Here is a 12,864-nt window from a genome sequence, read left to right as displayed (position 1 = left end):
CCGAGGCAGGAAGTGTTCGGTGCGGCAGAGCTGTGTGCGCGAACTTCATCGGCGCGACAATCGGCTGAATATCACGCTCGCGCAGGCGAAGCCGACAATCGTGAGCGCGAAGCACCAGGATACCGCGAGCGCGGCGTTGCCTTCTCCGGTGCCGGTGGAGTTGAGCAGTCCCCGTACCGTTTCCACGACGGGCGTTGCCGGTTGATATTCGGCGAAACCGCGCAGCCAGCCCGGCATGGTGGTGGTCTGCACAAACGCGCTGCTGATGTACGGGATGAACATGATCGCGTATGTGAGTCCCCCGGCCGCCTCCGGGTTCTTGGCGAGCAATCCCAGCCCGACCGCGATCCAGGAGATCGCCACGACGAACAGCGCGATCACAGCCAATGCCGACAGCCAGGCAGCCGGGCCGGCATGGGGTCGGTACCCCAGAACGAGCGCCGCGGCGACCGCGATGCCGATGGCCGCCAGATTGCGGACGACACCTTCGACGACGTGCCCGGCCAGAACAGCCTGCCGGAACATCGGAAGCGTACGGAACCGGTCGATGCTGCCCTTCGTCATATCCGTCGACACGCTGGTTGCCGTGATCGATGAGCCGAATCCCGTGCACAGCAGCATTATTCCGGGCACTACGTAATCCAGATAGGGCCCTCCCACATCGATGGCCCCGCCGAAGACGTAGGTGAACAGCATCATGACCAGGACCGGCATCAGCAGTGAAATGATCAGTGTGTCCCGGCTTCGCAGGGTATGTCGAGCACAGCGTTGGAACATGATGACCGTGTCTGCGAAAACATGCGACATCACCGGGCGGCCGCCTCGACGATGTCGGCGGTGCGGGCGGCGGCGTCCTCGGTACTCAGCGTCTTCGCGAATTCCGCTGCGCGGTCCCTACATTCCCGCGTCAGTATCGACGCCAAGCCTTGCTCGAGGCGAGCTGCTGTGAGCTGCATGAACTTCATGTGTGCACCCACACCGAGGCGCTCGACCTGCCCGCCCCACATGGGCTGCTCGAACGACACCGAGCAGACGAGCGTCGGCAGTCCGGCGCGCAGGCTCTCGAACAAGGTGCCGATCCCACCATGGTGGACAGCGGCGGCGCACCGCGGAAAGACCATGTCGTACGCGAAAGCACCGACTACCTTCACGTGCGCGCCGACCTTCGCGGCAGCGATGTCCAGATCACTCCAGCCCGCGCTCACCAGCGCACGCGCACCCAGCCGCGCGGATACCTCGGAGACTATGGCCAGCACGGCGGCCGCGTCCCGGATCGGCATGCTACCGAAGCCGAAGAACACTGGTGGCTCCCCTTCGCTCACCCAGGACAGAATGCTGGCATGGTCACCGGCAAGGTCGCCGATAGCTTCGCGAGCAGCATGATCGAGTGTCAGGAAGCCGGTGAAAGGCCGGCGCTCGCCCCACTGCTGAGGCAGCCCTGGAACGAGGGCGGGGTCGTAAATCTGCACTTCCGGTACGTTCCGGCGGGCCAGCACCGCTGCTGTGCTCGCCAACGACTTCGGCAGCCCCAGTCTCGACCGCAGGTCGTTGAGGTAGCGCATGAACACCACGCGACGCAGGTTCTCGGCGAGTACCCAGGTCGCTCGATTGACTGGTGCGGGCGGATTCCAGTGCGGCGGAAGGGCACCGGGGAACGGATAGGCGCCGTTGTTCCGGCAGGGGAAATAGTGCAGGCTCACTAGAGGAACGTCCATCGCTTCGGCAACAGAACTCGCCCGGTCTTCCGTGACGGTGCTGGCGACGATCAGGTCGGCGTCCGCGCACACCTCGATGACTTCGCGGTTCATCCGGCCCGCGTAGCCGGCCATCTGCCGTGCTACCAGCTGCATCAGGCGAAAAGTGTTTCCCGAGGCCAGCGCCTTCTGCCCGGGCTCCGAACTGTAGAGCTGCTGTACGTCGGGACCGCACGCCCGGGCGGCAAGCCCCGTACCGGCGACGAAGCCGACCAGGTTGGGCGGTGCGCCGAGCAGGACGTCGTGACCGCGCCGCTGCAGCTCGAGCCCCAGCGCCACGATCGGCTGTACGTCACCACGGGTTCCGGTGAGCGGAATCGCTATTCTCACGGCGCTTCTTTCGGTGTTGTCGTAGTACCTGTCGACACTGTGCCCTACCGGCGCTCGGCCTGCAGACGACAGCATTGTGGGCTCTTCAGCTTGGCCGGGCGTCGGTACAGTGAACAATTGTGCACATAGCGATGTTCATGGATTACCATCCGGCCACCCTCGGCGGAGTCCAGACCGCGGTCGGCTCGCTGTGTCGTGGGCTCGAGCGCGCGGGTCACCGCGTCACACTCTTCGTGGCGCCGCTACCCGGTGCGGATGCCAACCCGATCCCGAACGTGGTGGAACTCGACGCCGTCGCCGCACTCGCTGTCAACGGTTTCGCAATCGTGCTGCCTACCAAGCGCAATGACAGGCTGATCGACACGGAATTCGCCGCACGCGGCCCGATCGACGTCGTACACACGCATACGACCTACGGCGTCGCCATCGCTGGCATGAAAGCAGCACGACGGCATCGGCTTCCGCTGGTGCATACCGCACAGAGCCGTGACGACGCGTTTATCGAACACAACTCGTCTGCTCCGTATCCGGCAGCACTGGCGATGCGCGCACTGCACGGCCGGTTCGTCCCGCACAGCCATCACATGCCGCACGTGCCGGAAAGCCGTGCGGCGCGCCATGCCTGGTGGACGATAGTCGGGCAGGCCATAGCCGCTGACCAGGTTATCGCGCCGACGTGCCATTTCGCCCAGATGATGGTCGCGCACGGACTGACACGACCGATTCATGTTGTGTCCAACGGCGTCGACGATGAAGTACTCCAAAGCCGCGGTAGCAGTATCGTTTCCCGACCACCGACCGACGGGCCGTTGCGGCTTGTCTGGAGCGGACGGCTTTCCAACGAGAAGCGTCTGCTCGAATCGATCGACGCAGTGCGGCGTACGGACAACTGCACCCTCGACATTTATGGCGACGGCGATGTGCGCGACGATGCTGCCGCCGTAATCGCCGAACATCATCTGAACGATCGAATCCGGTTGCACGGTAGGGTTACACAGGCAGAGTGTATCTACGCTATGTCCCAATACAACGCTCTGCTGTTTCCTTCCTACGGATTCGACACGCAAGGCATGGTGCTGCTCGAGGCAGTGGCGGTGGGGCTTCCGATTGTCTATTGCGATCCCGAACTCGACGAGTCCGTGCCCGTCGGCGGCGGCCTTCGCACCGAAGATCCGTCGGCAGATGGTATCGCCAAGACGATCGCCGAACTCGCAGACAACCGATCAGCACTCGCCGACATGCGGGAGGTACTGGGCAGGCACGGCGACTCCGTTCTTCAGTCACGGCACACAGGGGCAGTGGTCGAAATCTACCGGAAGGCCGGTGCGGAATCGGCGTTCAGCACGGAACAGTTAATGCCGCAAACCCTTTCGCAGATTCCCACTGCGCCGGGTAGGCTGCCGTTGGTGGGCCACAGCCTGCGGGCACTGCGCGGCGCCCCCACATTTGTGACGTCACTTTCCGAACTCGGTCCGATCGTGCGGATATTTTTCGGGCAGAAGACGGGATACCTCCTTACCACCCCGGAGCTGGTTCGTGAGGTCGGCCTAGGCGACGCCGAATTCAATCGTGAAGACCTGCGGGAGGCGATCAAAGATATTGCGGGTGGATCGGTCAACGTCTTACGCGGCGAGGAACATAAGCTGCGTCGCAGGATGATCGCACCCGCGCTGCGCCAGAGCCGACTCGCCGAGTACACGAAATCGGCGGCCGATATCGCCTGCACATGGTCTGCAGGACTTCCATCGGGTGGGCGCGTGAATCTGATGGACGAGGCCCACGGCCTGGTGCTCGACACGGTTTCGTCGACGCTGTTCACCGCCGGCTTCAGCGCCGGCGCACGACGCGAGATCCGGGATAATGTGCCTTGGCTGCTCAGCCAGGTGATCCTGCGGACCGCGTTACCGCCGCAACTGCGCCGGCTCCGCGTCATCGCGAACTGGCGATGGCGCAGGAAAGCGCGGCACCTGCGTGCCGCTATCGGCGATGTAGTGTCCGAATATCGCCGTTGCGGGGAGGATTTCAATGACGTGGTGTCCGCGCTCATCCGCCATACGGATAGCGAGACCGGAGCAACGCTGTCCGACGAGCACATCATCGATGAAGCGATCCTGATGCTGGCCGGCGGTGTCGGTTCCATGGCGTCGCTGGCGGGGTGGCTGTGGCACGAGGTCATGCGCCGCCCCCAAGTTGCCCAGCAGCTGTACGACGAACTCGATGCTGTCGTAGGATCAGGCCCTGTTCACGCCGAGCATCTCGGCGCGCTCCCCTACCTGAAAAATGTTGTGGCGGAGACACTTCGATTCTGGGGACCCTGGATCAGCGCAGGCACCGCCGACGGCGACCTCACCATCGGCGGGCTCGATATTCCGGATGGCACAGCAATCATGTTCAGCCCCTATATGGTCCAGCACGACAAACGCTATTTCGCCAATCCGGAAGCGTTCGACCCGGAGCGCTGGTCCCCGGAGCGCGCCGGTGCGAATGAGAAGAAGGCCAGCCTGTCGTTCGGTGTCGGCCGTCGCCGCTGCATGGGTGATCACTTCGCGATGCTCGAGATCACGCTGGCGTCGGCAGCGCTGCTGTCACGCTGGCGGCCCACGCCCGACCCGGGTTACGTGGTACGGGCATCGAATCGGGACTTCGTCCTGTCGCCCTCGGCCCTTCCGGTCACCCTGCACCCGCGATAATGCTGGTTTTCCGGTCCCATGTACAACGTCATTCGACTTCGCCACACCCGGAACTAGACATTTCCTTTGTCTGGCATTCGCAGTCATATACTTTTCCGGCATTCGTTGTCAAATCAGGTGAACACTGACAGTCCAGGAGTCATTGAGGTAAGCAGTTCATCCAACGGAAGGATGCGAAATGTCTACCAAAATCACCAAAATTGTTGCTACGACCGCCATGGCCTTGTCCCTCGGTACCGTCGCAGCTCCCGCAGCTTGGGCCAGTACGACTCCCTCCGCCGATCCCGTGTCGACCTCAGCCACTCCTATCGTCGGATCAGTCGGTTTCTGTGTGATGTTCGGCAGTGTCGCCTTCTGCCTGTGAGACCACCCTGATAAGCCCGCGCAAGCGAGCCGAATATGAGGTCCGAATCCAATAGGTGTTGTCGACGCCTGCCCACGCTTCTCGATGACGTGGGCAGGCGTACCGCCCAGGTCACAACGCCCGGCGGCGACGTTATGCGCGAACGCGAGGCGCTCCACGCTCGGGCAAATGGTTCAGTGATGGCCGCGTTGTAGCTCGTCAGCAGTCGGCTGCCGATCAACCTTCGCGTTGCACCGTTTGCAGGTCGGACGGTGCGATCGCAGGATCGCCGTCTGCGGTCGCCATGGTGGCCGCGGCAGCATGTTCGGCATCCTCGACCGTGCTTCGTCCGAGGCCGCAGGCCGTCGCGACGCCGTAGGCGGTTCGGTCGGACGCCTGCTCGAACAGCGCCAGGCTTCGGAGGCTGCGTTCGGTGTCGGCTGGTGACACGACACCGGCGATCAATCGCCAGTCCTTGTTCAGGCGGTGGAGCGGCCGGTAGAACGCTGGGTCGAGCGGCGCGGGGTGGGCGCCATAGGCGCAGGGAATGTGTGCGGGTGGCAGCGGCACACCGCGTTTGCGCAGTCTTCGTGCGGTGGCGTTCAACAGGTTCACGGCCGGCGCGATGGTCCGCGGGGCGAGTAGTTCTTTGTGCTGGTAGTCGCCGTAACAGAGGTGGAGGACGGTCTGCGCGCCGATATCGTGGGCCCGCTCGAGGAATCCCGCCAACTGGCGCGCCACCAGACGTCCAGCCGGCACCTGTGCGCCCAGTTGTGTCGCCTTGACCAGTGCCAGCTGGGCGATCGGCGACTCCACCTGCCACGTGAGCGTGTCGCCGTATTGCGCTGTCAGCTCGGCCATTTCAGCGAGCACGGCCTCGACGAACACCGGTAGGTTGCGTAGTGCGGGCGTGACCGCTCCGGCGTGCCGCAGCGCGCGCCCGAGAGGAAGGCCGTCGGTGACCGCGGCGGCCGCGAACACGAACAACGCCATGTCCAGCGGGTTCGGCTGACTGATCTGCAATCTGGTACCGGCGAGCTCGGGATGCCGCTTCCGCACCTCACGGAACGCGGTGACAGCTTCGGCGATCCGGCCCACGCGGTCCATCGATACATGGCGGGGCTCGAGCGTACGTCCGGGGCGTACGCCGTAGCCGCGCATGTCGGAGTAATCAGCGAAATCACCACCGCGCACCACCTCGAACACGTCGAGGTGTTTCTCCCGATCCCGGAGATACTGCACGACCCAGTTCGGGTCGAGATCGCAAGGGATCCCGGTCAATTGATGTCCACGACTGCGCTGGACGAACCATTCCAGTACGTCGCTGTCACTCGTCATCAACTGCGGAGGCAAACTGCCCACGAAATGTACGAATCTGCTCATCGCCTGTCCAAAAGGTAGTGATCACATGCGGATCAGGCGCTCGTCCCCCACAACCCCGGGACCACGATCCGACGATTGCAGTACACGGTAAATGAGGGAGAAATCACAGCCTCCCCATTCTCGGGAAGGCGATCCCGCCGAGGCGACCGCTTGACTTCAGGTCGACCTGAACTCGCAAGCTGAGCGAACTGCGAGAAAGGGAGAAGCATGACTACGTTCGGAGAGAAGCAGAGTCGGGGCTACGACCAGCGGGCCACCCGGCTGCTCGGTGGCCTGTACTCGCTTGTCGCCACCGAGGTCGGCGCCGCCGCGAAGCCGGATGCGTCGGTGCTCGACGTTGGGACCGGCCCTGGAAAGCTGTTGGCCCAGCTGCGGTCACGGCGTTCAGACCTGCGGCTGCACGGTGTCGATCTGTCGCCGCACATGATCGATCTCGCCGCGGCCAATCTCACGCGTAGCCCAGTCGAGCTGTCGGTCGGCGACGTCTGCGCACTCCCCTACCCCGACGACAGCTTCGACCTGGTTGTCTCGAGCCTGAGCATGCATGAATGGCCCGACCTCGATCAGGCGGGCGCCGAGCTGGCTCGGGTGCTGCGGCCCGGTGGCACCGTGGCGATCTACGACTTCCGATTCTTGCGCATGGCGGCCGCACGGGTCGCGCTACATCATTGGTTCGAACCTGCGACGGTCCGACGCGAGACTGTCCGTCCGCCACGACATCCGATCGGTCTGTACGTGCGGTTCACCGCACGCGCCGCCTAGAGTGCGGGCATGACGGGCGGCTATTTATCGATCGGGGATCTCGCGGCGCGTTTCGGCCTCGCCACCCATGTGCTGCGGCACTGGGAGGATGTCGGCCTGCTCGCGCCGCTGCGAGACAGCGCAGGTCGTCGCAGGTACCGCGACGACGACGCGGAGACTGTGGCGATGATCTTGCTCGGCAAACAGGTCGGGTTGTCACTCGACGACCTCTCCGTCCTGTTCGCCGAGGCGTCAGATCGGACTGCCCGCCGGAATTTGCTGCGTGCGCATCGCGACCAGCTCGCGCGCCGCGTCGCCCAGGCCGCCGCGGCACTCGACACCCTCTCGCACGCGCTCGACTGCGACGCCGAGGACTTCAGCAGCTGCCTGCACTTCCAGGCGAAGGTCGCCGACGCGCTCACACTGACCACTGCAGCGAACTGATCAAAGCGGCGAGTGTAAATCGTTATCGCGCAGACATTTCCGCTCGGACGGCGGAGTTTCCCACCATCCCAACCGGTTCCGGGTGATCCGAAGGCCGAGGAGGCGGGCCGCTGCCGTTCTTCGCGGATAGGATCGAATCCGGCCGAAGCGACGATTCGACTCTCGATGAGAGGTGCCAAGTGAGCAGGACAATTCGAATTCCCGCGGCGGAACTCGCCGACCATATCGGCGAGTCCGTCGTGGGGTACGGCGAGCTTGCACAGGCGGGCGTGGTTCAGCCGGGCGGCGACCTCGTGGTCGCGGTCTTCGGGGTGGAGTCCAACCGGCGGGAGAAGTCGTTCACACCGAGCCAGCTTGTCGAGCTCGAGGTCGCCGACTAGCGCGGATCCCTCCACCTGCACAGGACAGCCTGGTGGAGCCGAGCGAGGCTCCACCAGGCTGTCGGGCACGCTGTCAGCTGATCAGTGCGTTCATGATCGTTCCGGCACTGGTGGCGATGACGCCGCCGAGCATGCCACCCGCTACCATCTTCGCCGAAGCGAGTGGACCGCCGTTCCATTTTTCCCAAGCGAATCTCCCGCCTGCGTACATAATTCCCGTGACGCCCGAGAGAATCACGAACCACGTGAAATATCGGACAAGCATCAAAATTTTGTCCGAGTTGGGTGGGGCTTCGGGCTCGGGGTTGCTCACCTGAGCCATCAACAATTCTTCGATCGCCGTATTGATCATCGTTGATCTGTCTCCCATGCGTTGCCGCCGGACAAGCTATACGCAATCGCTATGACGATGGAAGTATCGCTATCCTCGCGCAATCCGTCAACCCTCCGACCGGCGGTCGACGTTGTGCGTGCGATCGACTTTGGGGCCGCGAACCGGTGTCAGGTCGCCGAAGACGGGTAGTGCCTGGGTGTGAGCGACGATGTCACAGCACCCGGTGACCTGGATCCGGTGGCCGCGCGAGCGGTGATCGAGCAGGCCAAAGGGGCCGTGATGCTGGTCTACGGGCTGGACGCCGAGGAGGCGTTCGCCATCCTTCGGGTGCGCTCCCAGGAAACCAACACCAAGCTGCGAGTCTTGGCCGCCAAAGTAGCCGCCGAACTACCGTCGGTCGGCCTCCCCGCGGTCACCACCGAGCTGCGCAGCAGAGTCACCCACTTGCTGTCGACCGCCCACGAACGACTCCGGTAGGCGCATGGACGAGCCGGCCCTTTTCCAAAGTTTCGGTGGACGCCCGGCTGTCCGGCGGGTATCGGCGGATATGCCCGGCCACTACCTCTTCTGCGCGACAGCGAACACTCGACGCAACGACAGCCAGTGCGCGGCGCGACGCCGCGTCGAAATTGCCGGGAACCTGAATGGCCGGCCACGCACGAGCGGCCGGTTGCGGCACCCACTCCGACAGCAGCTTCGGGAGGTCCGGCATCCACTGCAGGACTGCGTTGCCCACGACGACATCGGATGTCGGCACTCGGCCGCCAGCCCCGCAGGTCGCCGTGTGCCGCGTCGATGCCTCGATCCCGATGTCGTCCCCGGCGAGGAGGGTCTGCACTGCGACGGTCATGCCCCTCTACCCCCGAGGCTTCGACGCGGCGATCATCTGGAACGGAAACGGACTAGCCATCACGGTTTCGTAACGGACGACTGTGGGTATCACGTAACTATGACGGATCACCGACCAACCCGGATCGCCGGTGTGGAACCGGGAACCGGCGCGCTCGCTTTGTCCACGTGCCTTGCCTTTTCGATCGGCATCGCGGCGATCACGCAGGCTGTGTTCCCCACCCTCGTGGCCTGCCTCAGTATCATGGCCGGGCTCGCTCTCGTACTGAACATCCTGCCGCACAAGGCATAACGCGACCGCCTCCGGCGTAGCCTCGCCGCCCCTTGCCCTCGGCCTCGAATCCTGGTGGCATCTACTGAGGTACCGGCGTCACTCGGAGGCGTGCATGCTGTCGTTGCAGGAGATTTCGGATCGACTGGAGATCGAGGATCTGCTGGTGCGGTATTCGCACGCGGTCGATACCAAGCAATGGGACCTGTTGGACGACGTATTCACGCCCGACGCACACATCGACTACTCGGCCATGGGTGGATCGGTGGGCGACTTGGAATCCACGAAGAAGTTTCTCGCGTCGGTGCTGCCGAATTTTCCTGCGTTCCAACACCTCATCAGCAACTCGTCCATCGTCGTCGACGGTGACACGGCCACCGGGCGCACGATGTGCCACAACCCGATGATCGTGTCCGGCGGCGACAGTCCGCCGAGCATGATGCTGTGCGGATTGTGGTACCTGGACACATTCGTCCGGGTCGACGCGCAGTGGCGGATCAAGAAGCGAGTCGAGCAGAAAAGCTTCCTCTTCGTCGCACCGTCGGCCCAGGGATGAGTTGACCCATCGGATCCGACCCGCTGGGCGGGAGGATCGAATGCTGATGCCGCACAATGGATTCTGTACCTTCGGGCCGGCGATGCCGAACACTGGCCGCCCCGCGCCGGGACGGCCGGTATCTACCCGACCGCCCTCCTCGTGACACGTCGGTGGTGACCGCCGATGGAACTCTCAGTGGCACGCTCCGCCTGCTGGCCATCAGTAAGGCAGAAGAAAATCTGTGGCCCGCTGAATCCAGGTACTCGTCGCATCGCGTCGCCGAAGCAGGCGATGGGCGAGGCGGGCAGCCTCGCCCATCGTTGTCGAGAGTCAGCGGTTCCGGTGACTGTTCTCGCCGCCGCGGCGCTTCGCCTCGGTGGGCTGGGCGGCGGCACCTTTCTTGCCGGCCTCACTGGCACGCTTGGGATCGTTGTCGAAGCTGCCGCTGCTCGCCTTGCCACCCTGGCTGGCGATCTTCCGCTGCTGGTCTTCGTCCATGGCGGCAAAGCCGCGGTGGGCGTTGGCCATTGTGTCGTCCCTCCTTGCCCCTCGGGTGATTCCTTCCGGCGACGGCAGGATGCCGTCACTGTGGGCGCTACCCGAGGATCCAGCGGGCAAACACAGCGGCGTGCGGAGGTCAGGGCTGAGGGTGCGGCGTCAGGGTGTTCGCGTCGCGTGGCCGATCCACATTTCGCGATGCCGCGGCCCGCCTTGCGCTCAGCAAATAAAGCACGACCAGCACAACACTGAACCAGACATAGGTGTTGCCGATGACATGCTGCCATGGCGTCCAGGCGGATTCACGGTGCTCGCCGTCGGGCAGCCAGTTCTGCGGACCGATCACGAAGACTGCCGTGGTGACCAGGATCGTCACCCACCAGCCGATCGCCCGTCGGCCCGAAAGGCGGGTGGTGTAGCCGACGAGGGCGAACAGCGCGGGTGCGATCCATACCCAGTGGTGCGACCAGGAGATCGGCGAGACCAGCAGGGTGAACACGGCGTTGATGGCCAGCGCCAGCGCGGGGAAGTCGGCCGCCCGTCGCATCGCGACGACGACCAGTACGAGCAGCAGGGCGCCGAGCACGAGCCAGACCGCGGTGAAGGCGGGTTCGGGCACCTCGAGCCGGGAGAAAACCGCCTGAATCGACTGGTTGGTGTGGAATGCCGACCCGCTCAGCCCGGACACGTTCCCGAGACCGCCGAACCAGTACTTGACCGACTCCTTCGGCAGGACCGCGAAGCCGACCGCTGTCGCGGCCGCGCCGGTGACGGCGGCCGTAGCGGCGGCGCGGTAGTCCCTGCGCACCAGGAAGTACAGCACGAACGCCGCGGGTGTCAGTTTGATAGCGGCAGCGATGCCGATCAGCATGCCCCGGCGCCAGCGCGGCTTGTGCGTCAGGCAGTCCGCGGCGACCAGCGCCATCAGCAGCAGATTGACCTGACCGAAGTCCAGCGTCGAATGAATCGGCTCCAGCAGCAGTCCGAGCGGCGTCGCGCATGCGGTCGCCCAGACCGCGAGCCTGCGCTGCGCCTCGTCCGGCCACACTCGCCGTGCAACCAGGTAGAGCGTGATCGCGAGCGCGGCCACCGAGGAGACGAAAAAGGTCAGGGCGGCCACGTCCCAGGGCAGCATCGCGAACGGACTCAGCGCGAGCGCGGCGAATGGCGGATAGATGAATGGAAGGCCGGCGCCGATGGTGGTCTGTGGCAGCTGCCCGTACATATCCGCACCGCGGCGCAGGGCGTCGACACCCAAGCGATACACCTGCAGGTCGATGAACCCGCCGGTGATCTTGTGGAACGGCCAGACCGGTGTCAGGAGACAGAACGCGGAGAACGCGACCGAGAGGACAGGTGCCAGCCGCACCGCACGCCCGAGTCGACGGTTCTGGGACATCGGCGTATCGGTGGTGGCCGTGACACTACTCATCCGCGGCGACTATACCGACCCGTGTCCGCTCGTTCAGCAGGTGGGAGGGAACATTCGGCGCGAGATCGGTGCGCCGGACGCGTGATGGCGGTGAAAACGGGTAAATCGCCAACAGTCCACGGCAGCAGAGGAGGTCGGCATCATGCCGGTATCGGCGAACGCAGCCCTGGTAGGCGCGGGGAGCGGCGGGCAGGGCGGAGCAATGAACGGGGCCGAGCAATGAAGACGCCCGGCGCCACGGAGTTCGTACCCGAGGGTGCGGACCTGACACAGCTGCGGCGGGCAGCTTGTGACTGTCGCGGGTGCGATCTGTACCGGCACGCCACACAGACGGTGTTCGGTGCGGGCCCGGAGACCGCGGACGTGGTACTGATCGGCGAGCAGCCCGGCGACCAGGAGGACGTGGTGGGCCAGCCCTTCGTCGGTCCTGCGGGCCGATTACTCGATCGGGCGCTGGCGGAGGTCGATATCGACCGCGACGCGGTCTACCTCACCAACGCGGTGAAGCACTTCAAATTCGTCGAGCGGGGCAAGCGGCGGATCCACAAACAGCCGGGTCGGACCGAAGTGGTCGCCTGTTCTGCATGGCTGACCGCCGAGCTCGGACTGGTGCGACCGAGATTGGTGGTGTGCCTTGGCGCGATAGCCGCGCAGGCGGTACTCGGTGCATCGTTCAAGGTGAGTACGCGACGCGGGCAGGTCATTGACGCCACGGACTACCGGGTAATCGCCACGGTGCACCCGTCGTCGGTATTGCGCGCCCCCGACCGGGCCGCGGCGTACGAGGCATTCGTCGCCGATCTGCGGACCGTCCGGGCGCAACTGGGAAAGTCCGCGGCTGCCCGCTGAAGATCCCAGTCGACGGAGACGATCACGT

Annotated in this window: 14 protein-coding genes; 8 read left to right on the top strand and 6 right to left on the bottom strand. The window is 64.6% G+C overall.

All coding sequences use genetic code 11. The features are described 5' to 3' along the window. Positions 1-45: 45 nt before the first annotated feature. Together OH799_RS04815 and OH799_RS04810 are read right to left on the bottom strand one after the other, a co-directional pair. Entirely contained in the window at positions 46-810 is a 765-nt protein-coding gene (locus OH799_RS04815; RefSeq protein WP_406276177.1) for an ABC transporter permease, read from the bottom strand. After that, complete coding sequence (locus OH799_RS04810) at positions 807-2,084, bottom strand: glycosyltransferase (RefSeq protein WP_406276175.1); 1,278 nt, start codon at positions 2,082-2,084, stop codon at positions 807-809. Before OH799_RS04810 ends, OH799_RS04815 begins: the two co-directional genes overlap by 4 nt. A gap of 137 nt (positions 2,085-2,221) precedes the next feature. Between OH799_RS04810 and OH799_RS04805 the strand changes: the two genes are divergently transcribed. Then, entirely contained in the window at positions 2,222-4,774 is a 2,553-nt protein-coding gene (locus tag OH799_RS04805; protein ID WP_406276173.1) for a cytochrome P450, read from the top strand. Positions 4,775-5,354: 580 nt separating this feature from the next. Here OH799_RS04805 and OH799_RS04800 read toward each other — a convergent pair. Next, on the bottom strand, positions 5,355-6,500 hold the full coding sequence (locus OH799_RS04800; RefSeq protein ID WP_406276171.1) for a hypothetical protein: 1,146 nt from the start codon (positions 6,498-6,500) through the stop codon (positions 5,355-5,357). A 207-nt stretch (positions 6,501-6,707) separates the two neighbouring features. On the opposite strand from OH799_RS04800, the gene OH799_RS04795 reads away from it, so the two are divergent. From OH799_RS04795 to OH799_RS04785, 3 genes are all read left to right on the top strand, one after another. Continuing rightward, on the top strand, positions 6,708-7,262 hold the full coding sequence (locus tag OH799_RS04795; RefSeq protein WP_406276169.1) for a class I SAM-dependent methyltransferase: 555 nt from the start codon (positions 6,708-6,710) through the stop codon (positions 7,260-7,262). A gap of 9 nt (positions 7,263-7,271) precedes the next feature. Further along, positions 7,272-7,685, top strand: coding sequence for a MerR family transcriptional regulator (locus OH799_RS04790; RefSeq protein ID WP_406276167.1), 414 nt, complete (start codon positions 7,272-7,274; stop codon positions 7,683-7,685). A 179-nt stretch (positions 7,686-7,864) separates the two neighbouring features. Further along, positions 7,865-8,065 carry a hypothetical protein gene (locus tag OH799_RS04785; protein WP_406276165.1) on the top strand — a complete coding sequence of 67 codons (201 nt, stop codon included), beginning with the start codon at positions 7,865-7,867 and terminating at the stop codon, positions 8,063-8,065. A 73-nt stretch (positions 8,066-8,138) separates the two neighbouring features. Here the strand turns inward: OH799_RS04785 and OH799_RS04780 are convergent, their stop codons facing one another. Then, the gene (locus OH799_RS04780; RefSeq protein WP_406276163.1) at positions 8,139-8,417 is read right to left on the bottom strand and encodes a hypothetical protein; all 279 of its coding nucleotides are present in this window, start codon (positions 8,415-8,417) and stop codon (positions 8,139-8,141) included. Between the two features lie 180 nt (positions 8,418-8,597). Between OH799_RS04780 and OH799_RS04775 the strand changes: the two genes are divergently transcribed. From OH799_RS04775 to OH799_RS04765, 3 genes are all read left to right on the top strand, one after another. Further along, a complete protein-coding gene (locus tag OH799_RS04775; RefSeq protein WP_357264782.1) occupies positions 8,598-8,876 on the top strand; it encodes an ANTAR domain-containing protein in 279 nt (92 codons plus the stop codon). 472 nt (positions 8,877-9,348) lie between these two features. Then, positions 9,349-9,540, top strand: coding sequence for a hypothetical protein (locus tag OH799_RS04770; RefSeq protein ID WP_406276161.1), 192 nt, complete (start codon positions 9,349-9,351; stop codon positions 9,538-9,540). Between the two features lie 94 nt (positions 9,541-9,634). After that, a complete protein-coding gene (locus OH799_RS04765) occupies positions 9,635-10,075 on the top strand; it encodes a nuclear transport factor 2 family protein (RefSeq protein WP_406276159.1) in 441 nt (146 codons plus the stop codon). Positions 10,076-10,387: 312 nt separating this feature from the next. Here OH799_RS04765 and OH799_RS04760 read toward each other — a convergent pair whose 3' ends face one another. Together OH799_RS04760 and OH799_RS04755 are read right to left on the bottom strand one after the other, a co-directional pair. Beyond that, positions 10,388-10,585 carry a general stress protein gene (locus OH799_RS04760; protein WP_406276157.1) on the bottom strand — a complete coding sequence of 66 codons (198 nt, stop codon included), beginning with the start codon at positions 10,583-10,585 and terminating at the stop codon, positions 10,388-10,390. 109 nt (positions 10,586-10,694) lie between these two features. Continuing rightward, positions 10,695-11,987: a glycosyltransferase 87 family protein gene (locus OH799_RS04755; RefSeq protein ID WP_406276155.1), complete on the bottom strand. Its 1,293-nt coding sequence runs from the start codon at positions 11,985-11,987 to the stop codon at positions 10,695-10,697. A gap of 219 nt (positions 11,988-12,206) precedes the next feature. On the opposite strand from OH799_RS04755, the gene OH799_RS04750 reads away from it, so the two are divergent. Continuing rightward, positions 12,207-12,836 carry a UdgX family uracil-DNA binding protein gene (locus OH799_RS04750; RefSeq protein ID WP_406276153.1) on the top strand — a complete coding sequence of 210 codons (630 nt, stop codon included), beginning with the start codon at positions 12,207-12,209 and terminating at the stop codon, positions 12,834-12,836. The last annotated feature ends 28 nt before the right edge of the window (positions 12,837-12,864 follow it).

Source organism: Nocardia sp. NBC_00881 (assembly GCF_045207455.1).
Taxonomy (GTDB): Bacteria; Actinomycetota; Actinomycetes; order Mycobacteriales; family Mycobacteriaceae; genus Nocardia.
The sequence above is the reverse complement of the archived record's forward strand: the minus strand, read 5'-3'. Positions and strand labels throughout refer to the sequence as shown.